Below are 14,641 nucleotides of genomic sequence, written 5' to 3' on the forward strand. Positions count from 1 at the left end.
GGGACGCGCCGTGCGCACCGACGACTTCGACTTCGAGCTTCCCGACGACCGCATCGCGCTCCGCCCCGTGCGGCCGCGCGATGCGGCGCGTCTGCTCGTCGTCCGCCCGGGCGAGACGCCGCCGCTCGCCGACCACATCGTCCGCGATCTGCCCTCGCTCCTCAGGCCCGGCGACCTCCTCGTCCTCAACGACACCCGCGTCATCGAGGCCCGTCTCGACGGCCTGCGCCGTCGCGACGGCGCCGGCATCGTGCAGGTCGAGGCGACCCTCATCGAGCGCCTCGCCCCCGACCGCTGGCTGGCGCTGGCGAAGCCCGGCAAGCGGCTGAAGGTCGGCGACCGGATCACGTTTGCGGCGGTGGGGGAGGGGACGGCCGGGGAGGCTGTTTCACCCGCCGAGAAGGTGGCAGCCATCCCACCCGGGGCGCCCCCCCTCCGACCGGCTTCGCCGGCCACCTCCCCCGCGAGGGGGGAGGGTTCGCGTTTGGACTTGGGGCAATCCCTCGGCCAAGAGCACGACGAAAACCCTCCCCCCTCGCGGGGGAGGGAAGGGAGGGGGGGCGCCACAGACGCCTCCCTCGCAGCCGGAGCGGCGATGCCCGCCGCACCGCCGTCCTCCCCCGTCTGTGCCCTCACGACCCTCCACGCCACCATCGCCGAGAAGCGCGAGGCGGGCGAGATCGTGCTCGCCTTCGAGCTCTCCGGGCCGGACCTCGACCTCGCCATCGCCGGCATCGGGCGGATGCCGCTGCCGCCCTACATCGCCGCCCGCCGGCCCGAGGACGCTGCCGACCGGCACGACTACCAGACCGTCTATGCCCGCGAGCCCGGCGCCGTCGCGGCCCCCACCGCCGGCCTGCACCTGACGCCCGAGCTCTTCGCCGCGCTGGAAGCCCGCGGCATCGGCCATGCCTTCGTGACGCTGCACGTCGGCGCCGGCACCTTCCTGCCGGTGAAGACCGACACCCTCGAGGGCCACCGCATGCACGTCGAGCACGGCACGATCGCCCCGGACGTGGCGGCGCGCATCAATGCGGTCCGCGCCAGTGGCGGCCGCATCGTCGCCGTCGGCACGACGGCGCTGCGCATCCTCGAAAGCGCCGCCGACGACAGCGGCACACTGCACCCCTTCGCCGGCGGCACCGACATCTTCATCTCGCCTGGCTACCGCTTCCGCATCGTCGACGCGCTGATGACGAACTTCCACCTGCCGCGCTCGACGTTGTTCATGCTCGTCTCCGCGTTCAGTGGCCTCGCCACCATGCAGGCCGCCTACGCCCACGCCGTCGCCACCGGCTACCGCTTCTATTCCTACGGCGATGCGTCGCTGCTGTTCCCGGAGACGCCGCGGTGACCCCCTTCGGCTTCGAGCTCCTCGCCACCGACGGCGCCGCCCGCCGCGGCCGCCTGCACACCGCCCACGGCACCGTGGAGACGCCGGCCTTCATGCCGGTCGGCACGCAGGCGACGGTGAAGGCGATGTTCCCCGAGGACGTCGCGGCGACCGGCGCGGAAGTCGTGCTCGGCAACACCTATCACCTGATGCTGCGCCCGACCGCCGAGCGGGTGGCGCGGCTCGGCGGCCTGCACACCTTCATGCGCTGGCCGAAGACGATCCTGACCGATTCCGGCGGCTTCCAGGTGATGTCGCTCGCGAGCCTCCGGAAGCTCACCGAGGAGGGCGTCGCCTTTCAGAGCCACATCGACGGTTCGCGCCACATGATGTCGCCGGAACGCTCGGTGGAGATCCAGGGCCTGCTCGGCTCCGACATCCAGATGCAGCTCGACGAGTGCGTCCGCCTGCCGGCCGAGCGGGCCGAGATCGAGCGGGGCATGGAGCTGTCGCTGCGCTGGGCCGAGCGGTCGCGCACGGCGTTCGAGGGTATGGGTGGGCCGGGCAAGGGCCAGGCGCTCTATGGCATCGTCCAGGGCGGCGACGACACGCGCCTGCGCATCCGCTCCGCCGAGGCGTTGTCTGCCATGCCGTTCGAGGGCTATTCGATCGGTGGGCTCGCCGTCGGCGAGCCGCAGGCGGTGATGCTCGCCATGCTCGAGGTCGCCTGCGGCGTCCTGCCGGCCGACAAGCCGCGCTACCTGATGGGCGTCGGCACCCCGCACGACATCGTCGAGGCGGTGGCGCGCGGCGTCGACCAGTTCGACTGCGTGATGCCGACGCGCGCCGGCCGTCACGGCCTCGCCTACACCCGCTCCGGCACGATCAACCTGAAGAACGCCCGCTTCGCCGAGGACCCGACGCCGCTCGATCCCGACAGCGACTGCCCGGCGGCGCGCGACTATTCGAAGGCCTACCTGCACCACCTCGTGAAGGCGGGCGAAGCGCTCGGCGCCATGCTGATCACCTGGAACAACGTCGCCACCTACCAGGCGCTGATGCGCACGCTCAGGGAGGCGATCGCCGCCGGACGTTTCGCCGAGGTGCGCGCCGAGCTCGGCACCATCTGGGCGAAGCCGCCGCGCGCCTGAGGGGCGCCGCGCACGTTCGGGGCAGGGCGGCCGTCTACTTGTCGCGCAGACCGAGGCGCTGGAAGCCCTCGCGCCGGACCGGCCGCTTCGACGACAGCGTCCGGGAGTTGACGCCAGACCAAGAAATCTCGCCCGACAGCCGCCCATACTCGATCTTCGGGCAGCGGTTCATGACGACGCGGATGCCGGCCGCCTCGGCCTTCTCGGCGGCGGCGTCGTTGCGCACGCCGAGCTGCATCCAGATCACCTTCGGCCGCGGGTCGAGCGCGATCGCCTCGTCGACCACCTGGGCGGCGGCCTCGGAATTGCGGAACACGTCGATCATGTCGACCGGTTCCGGCAGCGCCGAAAGCGAGGCGTAGACGGGCTGGCCGAGCAGGTCCTTGCCGGCGAGGCCGGGATTGATCGGCAGCACCCGGTAGCCCTTCGCCAGCAGGTACTTCAGCACGAAGTAGGACGGACGCACCTCATTGGCGCTGGCCCCCACCATGGCGATGGTGCGCACGTCGTCGAGGACGGCGCGGATATACTCGTCCGGATAAGTGTCGTGATTCATGCGCTCGGGCTCACCGGCCTTCCCATGTCGGCTCGCGCTTCTCGATGAAGGCGCCGATGCCTTCCTCGGCGTCGCGCGCCATCATGTTCTCGACCATCACCTCGGCCGCGTAGGTGTACGCCTCGTCGAGGTCGTACTCGAGCTGGCGGTAGAACGCCTCCTTGCCGATCTTCAGCGTCAAGGGCGAACGGGCGGCGATGCGGGCGGCGAGGGCGTGGGCCGCGGCGCGCGCCTCGCCGGCCGGCACCACCTCGTTGACGAGCCCGATCTCGCGGGCCCGCTCGGCGTCCACCATGTCGCCGGTCAAGAGCATGTGCATGGCGTGCTTGCGGCCGACGTTGCGCGACAGCGCCACCATCGGCGTCGAGCAGAACAGCCCGATCGACACCCCCGGCGTCGCGAAGCGGGCGTCCGCGCCGGCGACCGCGAGGTCGCAACTCGCCACCAGCTGACAGCCGGCGGCCGTGGCGATACCCTCCACCTCGGCGATCACCGGCTTCGGCAGCCGCACGATCTGCGTCATCAGGTCGGCGCAGGTGCGCATCGTGTAGTCGAAGAAGCGCCGGCCACGGTCGGGGTCGGCGCGGTGGGCGGTGAGCTCCTTGAGGTCGTGCCCGGCCGAGAAGGCGGGACCGTCGGCGGCGAGCACCACGACGTGCACGGCGGGGTCCGCCGCCGCCGCGCGCAACGCGTCGGACAGCGACAGCAGCATCGCCTCCGACAGCGGGTTGCGCCGCCGCCCGTCATTGAGGACGAGGCGCCGCACGCCGTCGGCCGTCTCCTCGATCACCAGCGGCGCGGCCGCCGCGGGCTGCGCCGTCGCCGCTTCGGGCGAGGGCGCAGCCGCTGACCGGTGGGCGGTGTCGATGCTCACGGTCAGTTCGGAGCCGCTTCGCCCGCCGGGGCATCGCCGCCATCCGCCGGGCCGCCATCGGCCGGGCTGGCGTCTTCGGGCGCGCCGCCGGCGACGAGCGCGAGCTCGTCGAGGAAGGGCTCGATCGTCTCGACGTTGCCCGGCAGAGGCTTCAACGTGCGGGCGGCGGCGAAGTACTCACGCACCTGGGCGGCCGCGGCTGCCTTCTGGTCGGGCGGCACCTGCGGGCTCGCCTCGACCTCCGCGAGGATCTCCGCCAGGCGCTCCTCGCTCAGCTCCTCCTCGTCATAGGAGAAGGCGATCATCACGCTGTCGGCAGCCGCGATCCAGTCTTCCAGCGAGGCGAAGCCGTGCTTCGCCACCACCGCGTCGATTTCCGCCTTGGCGTCGGCCTCCTTCGCCCACGACGCGAAGGCCGCGGTGGGCGTTCCCGCGTCCGGGTCGACGCCTCGGTCCGCGGCGAGCTTGTCGCCGAGGGCCTTGAACTCCGGCCAGCTGGCGATGAAGCGCTGCACCATGTCCGCCGTGAGCGGGACCTGCATCTGGGCGATCGCCGCCTCCGTCCCGGAAGACTGCGCGACGGCGATCGCCGGGACGGAAACCCCGAGTGCGAGCGCCATGGCGAACGTGCGCGCGGTGGCGAGGAGGCGGGGTGCGACGCGGGATACGAAAGAGGTCATCTGCGGGCTTTCATGCTCGGACGGGGTCCGTTGCGGTCTGGGCCGACCATACACGATGTCCGTTCGCGGCGAGACCGTGGCGGCGGCGGCGACGTCAGGGCGGGTTGGGCGCAGCGTGTGCGTGCACGTCGGCCGCCCTCTGTGCTACTGGCGGGTGTGGCCGTGGAGGATGCCTTGCCTCACCCGACTCCGATGATGACGCCCGAGGAACTGACTGCGTTCCTCGACCTCGAGTTCCCGCAACTGCTCGAGGGCGGCCGCAGCTTCCACGTCGAGGCGGTCTATCCCGGCGGGGCGGCGATGCGGCTTGCGGCCGGCCCTCGCCACCTGCGACCCGGCGGCACGGTGGCGGGCCCCAGCCTGATGGCCCTCGCCGACCTCGTCGCCTATGTGGCGATCCTCTCCCACATCGGCCCGGTGGCGCTCGCCGTCACCACCAACCTCTCCATCAACTTCCTGCGCAAGCCGCAGCCGGGCGACCTCGTCGGGGAGGGGCGAATCCTCAAGCTCGGCCAGCGCCTTGCCGTCGTCGATTGCGCGATCCGTGCGGCGGGATCGGACGAGATCGCTGCCCATGCGGTGGTGACGTACTCGCTGCCGCCGCGTGCGGGATGAGGTATTATATTACCACATATCCAATCCTTTGAAGACTATGGTGTTTTTCGTATCGTTGGCGCTGCTGAGGCCTTGACCGGCACGCGCTGCCGGTCTATCACCGCGGCGAATTCGGTGGCCTGGCGGCCGCCGTTCTTCGTTCCGCGCCCGCCGCGGAGCGGACGGCAACCGGGCCCCGGCCCGCATCAAGTGACGGAACACGATGAAGACCTATTCGGCCAAGACCGCCGAGGTCGAGAAGCGCTGGATCGTGATCGACGCCGAGGATCTCGTCGTCGGTCGCCTCGCCTCGCTGATCGCCATGCGCCTGCGCGGCAAGCACAAGCCCACCTACACCCCCCACATCGACTGCGGTGACAACATCGTCGTCATCAATGCCGACAAGGTGGCGCTGACCGGCCACAAGTACGCCGACAAGCGCTACTACTGGCACACCGGCTTCCCGGGCGGCATCAAGGAGCGCACGGCGCGCGCCATCCTCGAGGGTCGCTTCCCGGAGCGCGTGCTCGAGGCCGCGGTCCGCCGCATGGTCCCTCGTGGCCCGCTCGGTCGCCAGCAGATGAAGAACCTCCGTCTCTACAAGGGCAGCGAGCACCCGCACGCCGCCCAGCAGCCGGAAGCGCTCGACGTCGCCGCCCTCAACCGCAAGAACGTCAGGAAGGGTTGACCATGGTCGGCGACCTTCAGTCCCTCGAGGATCTCGGCACCGCCATGGGCTCCGCCCCGGCCGCGGCGCCCTCCGCTCCGGTGCATGTCCAGAAGCTCGACAAGCTCGGCCGCGCCTATGCCACCGGCAAGCGCAAGAACGCCATCGCCCGCGTCTGGCTGACGCGCGGCACCGGCCGCGTCATCGTCAACGGCAAGGACTATGTCGAGTACTTCGCTCGGCCCGTGCTGCAGATGATGATCCGCCAGCCGATCCAGGTCGCCAACCGCGACGGCCAGTACGACATCCGCGCCACCGTCTCCGGCGGCGGCCTGTCGGGCCAGGCTGGCGCGCTGCGCCACGGCCTGTCGCAGGCGCTCACCCACTACGAGCCGGAGCTGCGCGGCGTCCTCAAGAAGGGCGGCTTCCTGACCCGCGACTCGCGCGTCGTCGAGCGCAAGAAGTACGGCAAGGCGAAGGCCCGCCGCAGCTTCCAGTTCTCGAAGCGCTGATCCGCGCCCCAGCGACACCGCATCTTGCAGCGGGGCGGGCCGGAAGGCCCGCCCCGTTTGCGTTTGAAGGGCCCCGGTGGCCCCGGAAGCCCCGCTCTGTTCGCGTTTTGAGACCTGGCTTCGGCACGCCGCCCGTCGTTGGCCTGTCGTGCCGGGCCCGCTAGAGTGCCGCCGCCGTCCATCCCGGAGAGGGACCCGATGTCCGCCGTCAACGATGATCGTCCCCCCGAGAACGCCTTCGCCGGCGGCAGCCTCTATGGCGGCTCGTTCGAGCCGGCCTATGCCGGCATCCTCTCGTTCATGCGGCGGCGGCTGTCGCGCGACCTCGCCAGTGTCGATGCCGTCGTCTGGGGCATCCCGTTCGATTCCGCCGTCACCAACCGCCCCGGCGCCCGTTTCGGGCCGCAGGCGATACGCCGTGCCTCGGCGATCCTGTGCGGTGACCCGCAGTACCCGTTCAACGCCGATCCCTTCGAGCACCTCGCCGTCATCGACTGGGGCGATTGCGCGTTCGACCAGGGCTACCCGATGGAGGCCGCCGCCGCGATGCGCGCGCAGGCGGAGACGATCCTCGCCTCCGGCGCCTTCCTGCTGACGCTGGGCGGCGACCACTTCGTCACCTGGCCGATGCTCGCCGCCCACGCCGCCCGCCACGGCCCGCTGGCGATGGTGCAGTTCGACGCCCACCAGGACACCTGGGACGATGACGGCGGCCGCATCGACCACGGCAGCTTCGTCGCCCGCGCGGCGAAGGACGGCATCATCGACGTCACCCGCTCGATCCAGCTCGGCATCCGCACCCACGCACCGGACGACTGCGGCATCGAGATCCTCACCGGCGAGGACGTCGGCACCCTGGGCGTCGCCGGCGTCGTCGAGCGCATCAAGGCGCGCGTCGGCGATGCGAAGACCTACGTGACGTTCGACATCGACTGCCTCGATCCGGCCTTCGCGCCCGGCACCGGCACGCCGGTCTCCGGCGGCCTCACGTCGCGCGAGGCGCTGATGATCCTGCGGCGCCTCGGCGGGCTCGACATCGTCGGCGCCGACGTCGTCGAGGTGGCGCCGGCCTACGACCACGCCGACATCACCGCCGTCGCCGGCTCGACGGTGGCCCAGTACTATCTCGGGCTGCTCGCGGAGCGGCGCGGCCGACGAACGGGCTGAGGCCGACGAAGCCCCGCCCGTTCTTCCCCACGATCCTTTCCCGACAGGTGCCTCCGATGACCATCCGCATCGCCGTTCTCGGCGCGTCCGGCTACACCGGCTCCGAGCTCGTCCGGCTGCTCGTCCGCCACCCCTCAGCCGAGCTGGTGGCGCTCACCGCCGATTCGAAGGCCGGCCGGCCGATGGCCGAGGTCTATCCGCAGTTCGCCCACCTCAGGCTGCCGACGCTGACGCGCATCGAGGACCTCGATCCCGCCGCCGTCGACGTCGTCTTCTGCGCCCTGCCGCATGCCACCACCCAGGTGGTGCTGAAGGACCTGATCGGCCGCCGCGGCGACCTCAAGGTGGTCGACCTTTCGGCCGACTTCCGCCTCGCCGACCCCGAGGCCTACGCCAAGTGGTACGGCCACGCCCACCAGGCGCTCGACCTGCAAGGCGAGGCCGTCTACGGGCTCGCGGAGATTCACCGGGATCGCATCAAGAACGCCCGCCTCGTCGCCAATCCCGGCTGCTACACGACGACGTCGCTGCTGCCGACGATCCCGCTCCTGAAGGCCGGCGCCATCGACCCCGACGAGATCGTCGTCGACGCCAAGACCGGCATGTCCGGGGCCGGGCGGGCGGCGAAGGAGGGCATGTTGTTCTCGGAAGTGGCGGAGGGGATGCACGCCTACGGCGTCGCCAACCACCGCCACACCGCCGAGCTCGACCAGGAGATGTCGCTCGCCGCCGGCCGGCCCGTGCAGCCGACCTTCACGCCGCATCTGGCGCCGATGATCCGCGGCATCTACGCGACGATCTATGTGCGCGGCACCGGCGCGGCAGGGGGCGCGGACCTCCACCGTATCCTCAGCGAGGCCTATGCGGCGGAGCCTTTCGTCACCGTGCTGCCGCTCGGTCAGGTCCCGCAGTCGCGCCACGTGAAGGGCTCGAACAACGTCCAGATCGGCGTCGTGCCGGATCGCGTGACGGGCCGCGCCATCGTGCTCTCCACCCTCGACAACCTCGTCAAGGGCGCCTCCGGCCAGGCGATCCAGAACATGAATCTCGTCTGCGGCCTGCCCGAGACGACGGGGCTAGAGCAGGTGGCACTGTTCCCCTGAGAGGGATCAGGCGGCCGTCGAGACGTCGCTGATCAGAGCGTCCGCCGGGATGTTCCAGTCCCGGCGGAGCCGCTGGATCATCGCCAGCGTCAGCGGCCGCCGGCGCGCCAGCACTTCGGACGCCCGCGACCGTGAGCCGAGCACGGCGGCGAGGTCGCCCTGCGACAGCCCACGTTCAGCCATGACGTACCGGATGGTGTCGATAGGATCGAGTGGCTCGATCGGCCACGCCTTCGCCTCGTACGTCTCGATCAGCGCGGCGAGAACGTCGAAGCGGTCGGCGTCCGGAGTTCCCGGCGCCGGCGGCTTCTCGAAATAGACAGCGATCTCGGCGAGCGCCCAGTCATAGTCGGTTTCGCTGCGGATCGGGCGGACGTCCATCAGATCGTCTCCGGGTCGATGCGGTCGTACTCGGCGTGGGTACCGACGAACTTGATCAGCGCGCGGCGATACCCGTAGGCGACGTGAACCACGAGGCGGTACTTGTTCCCGCCGATATCGAAGATCAGCCGGTTGTCGGCGACGAAGTCGACCGTCGTTCCGAACATGGCCTTGACGTCGGTCGGACTTTGCCAGTCGGCCCGGCTGACCATGGCAAACCAGCCCCGCAACGGCACTTCCGCTCGCGGGTGTCGCTGCCAGAACTCACGCAGCCTGCGCTTCGCGATGATCTGCATCGCATACTATTGCTCGTTCCCAGTTTGGGAGCAAGCCCCACGGGCGCTGGGTGAAGGAGAGCGCCTCACCCCCGCATCTTCACATACCGCCCCGGCGCGTCCTCGATCGGCTTGTGCTTGCGGCTGCCCACCTTCCGCGCCTTGACGCGGGTGTCGTCGTGGCTGCGCAGCCAGCGGTCCCAGTCGGGCCACCAGGAGCCCGGCGTCATCTCGGCGCGCTCGAGCCAGCCCTCGAACTCGCCCGTGGGCGGCCCATCGCTCCAGTACTGGTACTTGCCGGAGGAGGGCGGGTTGCAGACGCCGGCGATGTGGCCCGATCCCGACACGACGTAGCGCACCGACCCGCCGAAGAAGCCCGAGCCGACGAACACCGACTTCGCCGGCGCGATGTGATCCTCGCGTGTGGCGAGGTTGTAGATCGGGATCTTGACGTCGCCGAGCGACAGCGGCGTGCCGTCGATCTCGATCTCGCCCTTGGTGAAGGCGTTCTCGTGGTAGAAGCGCCGCAAATAGAATGAATGGTTTGCCGCCGGCATCCGCGTGCAGTCGGAGTTCCAGTAGAGCAGATCGAACGGGAACGGCTCCTTGCCCATCATGTAGTTCGAGACGACATAGGGCCAGATCAGGTCGTTCGAGCGCAGCATGTTGAAGGCGCTCGCCATCTTCGAGCCGTCGAGGAAGCCCTTCTCGCGCATGCGGCGCTCGAGCACGTCGAGCTGCTCCTCGTCGACGAACACCTTGAGGTCGCCGGCGTGGGTGAAGTCCACCTGGGTGGTCAGGAAGGTGGCGGTGGCGATGCGGTTGTCGCCGCGCTTGGCGAGGTGTGCGAGCGTCAGCGCGAGAAGCGTGCCGCCGACGCAGTAGCCGACGGCGTCCACCGCATCGGTCTTCGCCACCTCGCAGACGACGTCGAGCGTCTCGATGACGCCCTCGCGCATGTAGTCGACGAACGACTTCTCGGCGAGCGTCTCGTCCGGGTTGACCCACGAGACCAGGAACACCGTGTGTCCCTGCTCGACCAGCCAGCGCACCAGCGACTTCTCGGGGTTGAGATCGAGGATGTAGAACTTGTTGATCCACGGCGGCACGAACAGGATCGGCCGCTTGCGCACCGTCACCGTCGCCGGGGCATACTGGATGACCTGGCGGATGGCGTTCTCGGCGATCACCTTGCCGGGCGACAGCGCGAGGTTGCGGCCGACCTCGAACTTCGTCGCGTCGGTCTGGCGCAGCTTCAGGTCGCCCTTTCCCTCGCGCAGGTCCTCCGCCAACATCTTCATGCCGCGCACGAGGTTCTCGCCGTGCGAGGTGAGCGTGGCGCGCAGGAGCTCCGGGTTGGTGGCGACGAAGTTCGACGGCGACAGCGCGTTGGAGATCTGGCGCACGTAGAAGTCGGCCTTCTGGCGCGTGTGCGGGTCGAGGCCCTCGGCGCGTCCGACCATGTCTTCCGCCCAGCGGCTGGTGATCAGGTAGGCCTGCTTGACGAAGTCGAAGAAGTGGTTCGCCGACCATTCCGGGTCGCGGAAGCGCTTGTCGCGCGCGTCGGGCTCGGCGGCGGGCGTCGATTGCTCGCCCATCATCCGCCGCATCGACTGGTCCCAGAGGCTGATGTAGCCGGACCACAGCCGCGTCTGCGCCTCCATCGTCCGCTGCGGGTCGGCCAGCCAGAACTCGCTCACCTGGCCGATCGTCTTGACGACGTCGGCGAGCTCGTCGGCGAGTTCGTTCTTCTTCTCGCCCGCCTCGCGGGGCCCGAGATAGGCGGCGAGCGCCTTGCCGCCCTCCTCGACGACGCGCGCGAGGTTCTGCGCGAACAGCTCAGGGTTCTGCACCATGTACTGCAGCACCGGATGCTCCGGCGCAGCCGTGCCGTCCGCCGCGGCCCCCGCCGGCCGCTTCTCCTGCTTGCCCTGATCGCCCGCCGCATTCCGCGGCGGGGCATCCTTGCCGACCGTCATTTCCGTCCCGTCCCTCTTCGGTCCTAATAAACGGGTCCGATGGCACGGTGACAACAGCGTGGCGTCGACGCACCACAACCATCCGGGGCGTCTGTGCGCCGTCGCGGACGTCTGCTATGTCTCCGCACGGTTTTGCGGAAGCGGGAGCGCGCGTGGTGGGTGGCCGAAGTGAGCGGGATGGACGACGCCGGCCGGTCCGCCGGTCCATGCTCGCGATCATGCCCGCCATCGGCGTCGCGGCCCTGCTCGCCGCCTGCGCCAACGACCCCGGCGCGACGCTCATCCCGATGCCGGAACCGGAGCCGACTACCATCTCCGCCGCCGAGGTCCCGGCGACGACGCCCGACGGCTACCCGAACATCAGCGCCATGCCCGTGATCGTCGGGGGCGTGCCCCTCACCAGCGAGGAGCAGGCGACCGCCGAGAAATCGCTCTCGGGCGATCTCACCGCCCAGGGCGGCGCGCGTCCGGCGCCCGTGTCGACCACCGCCGCCGAACTTCAGGCGGCTGGCGCCACCCACGAGGCGCGCGCCCGCGCCGAGATCGGTGGCTCCTGAGAATCGGTTCGGTTGCGGATACCACGCCTGCGTGCGTGAGCCGGCGAACGATGCTATGAGGCAGCCGGCCACGGGACGGTCCGTGGCCTCCGTCCACGGGACCCACGACGATGGAAGATTTCCACAAGACGCGCCGGCTGCCCCCTTACGTCTTCGAGCAGGTGAACCGCCTGAAGGCTAAGGCTCGCGCCGCCGGTGCCGACATCGTCGACCTCGGCATGGGCAACCCGGACCTGCCGACCCCGAAGTTCATCGTCGACAAGCTCTGCGACGCCGTGCAGCGCCCGCGCACCCACCGCTATTCCGCCTCGAAGGGCATCGCCGGCCTGCGCCGCGCCCAGGCCGCCTATTACGAGCGCCGCTTCGGCGTGAAGCTCGACCCGGACACCCAGGTCGTCGCCACCCTCGGCTCGAAGGAGGGCTTCGCCAACATGGCGCAGGCGATCACCGCGCCGGGCGACGTCGTGCTGGTGCCGAACCCGAGCTACCCGATCCACGCCTTCGGGTTCCTGATGGCCGGTGGCGCGATCCGTTCGGTGCCGGCGGAGCCGGGGCCGGAGTTCTTCCACGCCCTCGAGCGGGCCGTCGTCCACTCGATCCCATCGCCGCTCGCCGTGGTGCTGTGCTACCCGGCGAACCCGACGGCGATCGTCGCCGACCTCGAGTTCTACCGCGACGTCGTCGCCTTCGCGAAGAAGCACGGGATCTTCGTGCTCTCCGACCTTGCCTATTCCGAGATCTATTTCGACGGCGTGCCGCCGCCCTCGGTGCTGCAGGTGCCCGGCGCGATGGACGTCGCCGTCGAGTTCACCTCGATGTCGAAGACCTTCTCGATGCCGGGCTGGCGCATCGGCTTTGCCGTCGGCAACGAGCGGCTGATCGCCGCCCTGGCGCGGGTGAAGTCCTATCTCGACTATGGCGCCTTCACGCCGATCCAGGTCGCGGCCACCGCGGCGCTCAACGCCGGCGACGAGCCGATCCAGGAGGTTCGCGAGATCTACCGCCGCCGCCGCGACGTGCTGGTCGACAGCTTTGAGAAGGCGGGTTGGGCGGTGCCGGCCCCCGGTGCCTCGATGTTCGCCTGGGTGCCGATCCCCGAGCGCTTCCGCGACCTCGGCAGCCTGGAGTTCTCCAAGCTCGTGCTGGAGAAGGCCGACGTCGCCGTCTCCCCCGGCATCGGCTTCGGCGAGCACGGCGACGGCCACGTCCGCATCGCGCTGGTCGAGAACGAGCAGCGCATCCGCCAGGCCGCTCGCGGCGTCCGCCGGTTCCTTGAAACGGCGGGGGAAACATTGCACAACGTCATCCCGATCGGGGCGAGGCGCTGACCGTCTAGGCTGGCGCCGCGCTCCGCCACCCGCCGCCGAGCACTCCCGCGTCCGCGCCCGGTCCCCCGAGGGCGCGGCGACGGTGCGCCGGATCGGCCGAGCCGACACGATCCGCGGATTCGACACCCCATGGAAAAGCCACTGAAAGTGGGCCTCGCCGGGCTCGGAACGGTCGGCGCGGCGACGGTCGCGCTGTTGCAGCGCCATGCCGAGGCACTGGTCGACCGCTGCGGCCGGCCGATCGTGCTGACGGCCGTCTCCGCCCGCGACCGAAGCCGGGACCGCGGCGTCGATCTCTCCGGTCTCGCCTGGTACGACGATCCCGCCGCACTCGCCGCCGAGGCCGATATCGACGTCTTCGTCGAGCTCATTGGTGGAGAGGGTGGGGCGGCGGCCGCCGCCGTCCGGGCGGCGCTCGCTCGCGGCCTGCCGGTCGTCACCGCCAACAAGGCGCTGCTCGCCGCCCACGGCAACGAGCTCGCCCGCCTCGCCGACGCGGCCGGCGTCAGCCTCGGCTTCGAGGCGGCGGTGGCCGGCGGCATCCCGATCGTCCGCACGCTGCGTGAGGCGCTCGCCGGCAACGCGGTGAGCCGCGTCTATGGCATCCTCAACGGCACCTGCAACTACATCCTGACGCGGATGGAGAAGGAGGGGCTCGACTTCGCCCAGTGCCTCGCCGAGGCACAGCGGCTCGGCTATGCGGAGGCTGACCCGACCTTCGACGTCGAGGGCTTCGACACCGCCCACAAGCTCGCGATCCTCACCGCGCTCGCCTTCGGCACCGAGGTCGATGCCGGCGCCATCCACATCGAGGGCATCTCGTCGATCACGCCGGCCGACATCGAGGCCGCCGACGAACTCGGCTATCGCATCAAGCTGCTCGGCGTCGCGAGCCGCACCGAGACCGGCATCGAGCAGCGCGTCCACCCGACGATGGTGCCGAAGTCGTCCGCCATCGCCCGCATCGACGGGGTGCTGAACGCGGTGGCGGTCGATGCCGACGCCGTCGGCGAGATCGTGCTCGTCGGCCCCGGTGCCGGCGGGGCGGCGACGGCATCTTCTGTCGTGGGCGACATCGCCGATGTCGCCGCCGGCCGGTCGCTGCCGGCCTTCGGCCGCAAGGCGAACCGGCTCGTGCCCTATCGTCCCGCACAGATGCGCGCCCACGCCGGTGGCTACTATGTCCGCCTGCTGGTCCGCGACCGGCCAGGCGCCTTCGCCACGGTCGCCGCCCACATGGGCGAGCACGGCATCTCGCTCGAATCGATCGTGCAGCGGCGGCGTGCCCCGAAGGCGGATGCCCCCGGCTCGGCCGTTCCGTCCGACACACAACCGATCATGATGATCACCTATGAGACGACCGAGGCGGCCATGCGCGACGCCCTCAAGGCCGTGGCGGCCTCGGAGGTCGTCGCAGGCGTGCCGCGCATGATCCGCATCGAGAAGCTGGCCTGACCCGTCCGGCCGCCGCAGAAGTTTTCGAC

At 70.3% G+C, this 14,641-nt stretch carries 16 protein-coding genes; 10 read left to right on the forward strand and 6 right to left on the reverse strand.

The window, feature by feature from the left end; all coding sequences use genetic code 11:
* Positions 1-10: 10 nt before the first annotated feature.
* Together queA and tgt are read left to right on the forward strand one after the other, a co-directional pair.
* The gene (queA, locus tag RUR49_RS20370; RefSeq protein WP_409148266.1) at positions 11-1,354 is read left to right on the forward strand and encodes a tRNA preQ1(34) S-adenosylmethionine ribosyltransferase-isomerase QueA; all 1,344 of its coding nucleotides are present in this window, start codon (positions 11-13) and stop codon (positions 1,352-1,354) included.
* Entirely contained in the window at positions 1,351-2,484 is a 1,134-nt protein-coding gene (tgt, locus tag RUR49_RS20375; RefSeq protein ID WP_409148267.1) for a tRNA guanosine(34) transglycosylase Tgt, read from the forward strand. Before queA ends, tgt begins: the two co-directional genes overlap by 4 nt.
* Before the next feature lie 34 nt (positions 2,485-2,518).
* Here tgt and RUR49_RS20380 read toward each other — a convergent pair whose 3' ends face one another.
* Genes RUR49_RS20380 through RUR49_RS20390 form a run of 3 tightly spaced genes read right to left on the reverse strand, consistent with a single transcriptional unit; the run spans position 2,519 to position 4,594 of the window.
* Positions 2,519-3,040 carry a CoA-binding protein gene (locus RUR49_RS20380; RefSeq protein WP_409148268.1) on the reverse strand — a complete coding sequence of 174 codons (522 nt, stop codon included), beginning with the start codon at positions 3,038-3,040 and terminating at the stop codon, positions 2,519-2,521.
* A gap of 10 nt (positions 3,041-3,050) precedes the next feature.
* On the reverse strand, positions 3,051-3,908 hold the full coding sequence (locus RUR49_RS20385) for an enoyl-CoA hydratase (protein WP_409148454.1): 858 nt from the start codon (positions 3,906-3,908) through the stop codon (positions 3,051-3,053).
* An 8-nt stretch (positions 3,909-3,916) separates the two neighbouring features.
* Positions 3,917-4,594 (reverse strand): hypothetical protein, encoded by a 678-nt coding sequence (locus tag RUR49_RS20390; RefSeq protein ID WP_409148269.1) that lies wholly within the window; start codon positions 4,592-4,594, stop codon positions 3,917-3,919.
* A 192-nt stretch (positions 4,595-4,786) separates the two neighbouring features.
* Here RUR49_RS20390 and RUR49_RS20395 point away from each other — a divergent pair, with 192 nt between their 5' ends.
* The 5 genes from RUR49_RS20395 to argC all read left to right on the forward strand — a co-directional run bounded on the left by RUR49_RS20395 (position 4,787) and on the right by argC (position 8,637).
* A complete protein-coding gene (locus RUR49_RS20395; protein ID WP_409148455.1) occupies positions 4,787-5,209 on the forward strand; it encodes a PaaI family thioesterase in 423 nt (140 codons plus the stop codon).
* A gap of 202 nt (positions 5,210-5,411) precedes the next feature.
* Entirely contained in the window at positions 5,412-5,876 is a 465-nt protein-coding gene (gene rplM, locus RUR49_RS20400) for a 50S ribosomal protein L13 (protein ID WP_409148270.1), read from the forward strand.
* Between the two features lie 2 nt (positions 5,877-5,878).
* Entirely contained in the window at positions 5,879-6,367 is a 489-nt protein-coding gene (gene rpsI, locus RUR49_RS20405) for a 30S ribosomal protein S9 (protein ID WP_409148271.1), read from the forward strand.
* 198 nt (positions 6,368-6,565) lie between these two features.
* The gene (gene speB, locus RUR49_RS20410; protein ID WP_409148272.1) at positions 6,566-7,534 is read left to right on the forward strand and encodes an agmatinase; all 969 of its coding nucleotides are present in this window, start codon (positions 6,566-6,568) and stop codon (positions 7,532-7,534) included.
* Positions 7,535-7,590: 56 nt separating this feature from the next.
* Positions 7,591-8,637: an N-acetyl-gamma-glutamyl-phosphate reductase gene (gene argC / locus RUR49_RS20415; protein WP_409148273.1), complete on the forward strand. Its 1,047-nt coding sequence runs from the start codon at positions 7,591-7,593 to the stop codon at positions 8,635-8,637.
* Between the two features lie 6 nt (positions 8,638-8,643).
* Here the strand turns inward: argC and RUR49_RS20420 are convergent, their stop codons facing one another.
* From RUR49_RS20420 to phaC, 3 genes are all read right to left on the reverse strand, one after another.
* Complete coding sequence (locus RUR49_RS20420; RefSeq protein ID WP_409148274.1) at positions 8,644-9,018, reverse strand: type II toxin-antitoxin system HigA family antitoxin; 375 nt, start codon at positions 9,016-9,018, stop codon at positions 8,644-8,646.
* On the reverse strand, positions 9,018-9,314 hold the full coding sequence (locus RUR49_RS20425) for a type II toxin-antitoxin system HigB family toxin (RefSeq protein WP_409148275.1): 297 nt from the start codon (positions 9,312-9,314) through the stop codon (positions 9,018-9,020). Before RUR49_RS20425 ends, RUR49_RS20420 begins: the two co-directional genes overlap by 1 nt.
* A 65-nt stretch (positions 9,315-9,379) precedes the next feature.
* The gene (phaC, locus tag RUR49_RS20430) at positions 9,380-11,149 is read right to left on the reverse strand and encodes a class I poly(R)-hydroxyalkanoic acid synthase (protein WP_409148456.1); all 1,770 of its coding nucleotides are present in this window, start codon (positions 11,147-11,149) and stop codon (positions 9,380-9,382) included.
* Positions 11,150-11,478: 329 nt separating this feature from the next.
* On the opposite strand from phaC, the gene RUR49_RS20435 reads away from it, so the two are divergent.
* The 3 genes from RUR49_RS20435 to RUR49_RS20445 all read left to right on the forward strand — a co-directional run bounded on the left by RUR49_RS20435 (position 11,479) and on the right by RUR49_RS20445 (position 14,612).
* Positions 11,479-11,829: a hypothetical protein gene (locus tag RUR49_RS20435; RefSeq protein ID WP_409148276.1), complete on the forward strand. Its 351-nt coding sequence runs from the start codon at positions 11,479-11,481 to the stop codon at positions 11,827-11,829.
* A gap of 110 nt (positions 11,830-11,939) precedes the next feature.
* On the forward strand, positions 11,940-13,157 hold the full coding sequence (locus tag RUR49_RS20440; protein ID WP_409148277.1) for an LL-diaminopimelate aminotransferase: 1,218 nt from the start codon (positions 11,940-11,942) through the stop codon (positions 13,155-13,157).
* 129 nt (positions 13,158-13,286) lie between these two features.
* The gene (locus tag RUR49_RS20445) at positions 13,287-14,612 is read left to right on the forward strand and encodes a homoserine dehydrogenase (protein WP_409148278.1); all 1,326 of its coding nucleotides are present in this window, start codon (positions 13,287-13,289) and stop codon (positions 14,610-14,612) included.
* Positions 14,613-14,641 lie beyond the last annotated feature (29 nt).

Source organism: Pseudoxanthobacter sp. M-2, assembly GCF_046156265.1.
Taxonomy (GTDB): domain Bacteria; phylum Pseudomonadota; class Alphaproteobacteria; order Rhizobiales; family Segnochrobactraceae; genus CAMDHY01.

What these genes read in the sequence shown, in the direction of transcription:
- RUR49_RS20380 (WP_409148268.1), bottom strand. Translation starts at nt 3,040, where the DNA reads ATGAATCACGACACTTATCCGGACGAGTATATCCGCGCCGTCCTCGAC.
- RUR49_RS20390 (WP_409148269.1), bottom strand. Translation starts at nt 4,594, where the DNA reads ATGACCTCTTTCGTATCCCGCGTCGCACCCCGCCTCCTCGCCACCGCG.
- RUR49_RS20395 (WP_409148455.1), top strand. Translation starts at nt 4,787, where the DNA reads ATGATGACGCCCGAGGAACTGACTGCGTTCCTCGACCTCGAGTTCCCG.
- rplM (WP_409148270.1), top strand. Translation starts at nt 5,412, where the DNA reads ATGAAGACCTATTCGGCCAAGACCGCCGAGGTCGAGAAGCGCTGGATC.
- rpsI (WP_409148271.1), top strand. Translation starts at nt 5,879, where the DNA reads ATGGTCGGCGACCTTCAGTCCCTCGAGGATCTCGGCACCGCCATGGGC.
- speB (WP_409148272.1), top strand. Translation starts at nt 6,566, where the DNA reads ATGTCCGCCGTCAACGATGATCGTCCCCCCGAGAACGCCTTCGCCGGC.
- argC (WP_409148273.1), top strand. Translation starts at nt 7,591, where the DNA reads ATGACCATCCGCATCGCCGTTCTCGGCGCGTCCGGCTACACCGGCTCC.
- RUR49_RS20420 (WP_409148274.1), bottom strand. Translation starts at nt 9,018, where the DNA reads ATGGACGTCCGCCCGATCCGCAGCGAAACCGACTATGACTGGGCGCTC.
- RUR49_RS20425 (WP_409148275.1), bottom strand. Translation starts at nt 9,314, where the DNA reads ATGCAGATCATCGCGAAGCGCAGGCTGCGTGAGTTCTGGCAGCGACAC.
- phaC (WP_409148456.1), bottom strand. Translation starts at nt 11,149, where the DNA reads ATGGTGCAGAACCCTGAGCTGTTCGCGCAGAACCTCGCGCGCGTCGTC.
- RUR49_RS20435 (WP_409148276.1), top strand. Translation starts at nt 11,479, where the DNA reads ATGCTCGCGATCATGCCCGCCATCGGCGTCGCGGCCCTGCTCGCCGCC.
- RUR49_RS20440 (WP_409148277.1), top strand. Translation starts at nt 11,940, where the DNA reads ATGGAAGATTTCCACAAGACGCGCCGGCTGCCCCCTTACGTCTTCGAG.
- RUR49_RS20445 (WP_409148278.1), top strand. Translation starts at nt 13,287, where the DNA reads ATGGAAAAGCCACTGAAAGTGGGCCTCGCCGGGCTCGGAACGGTCGGC.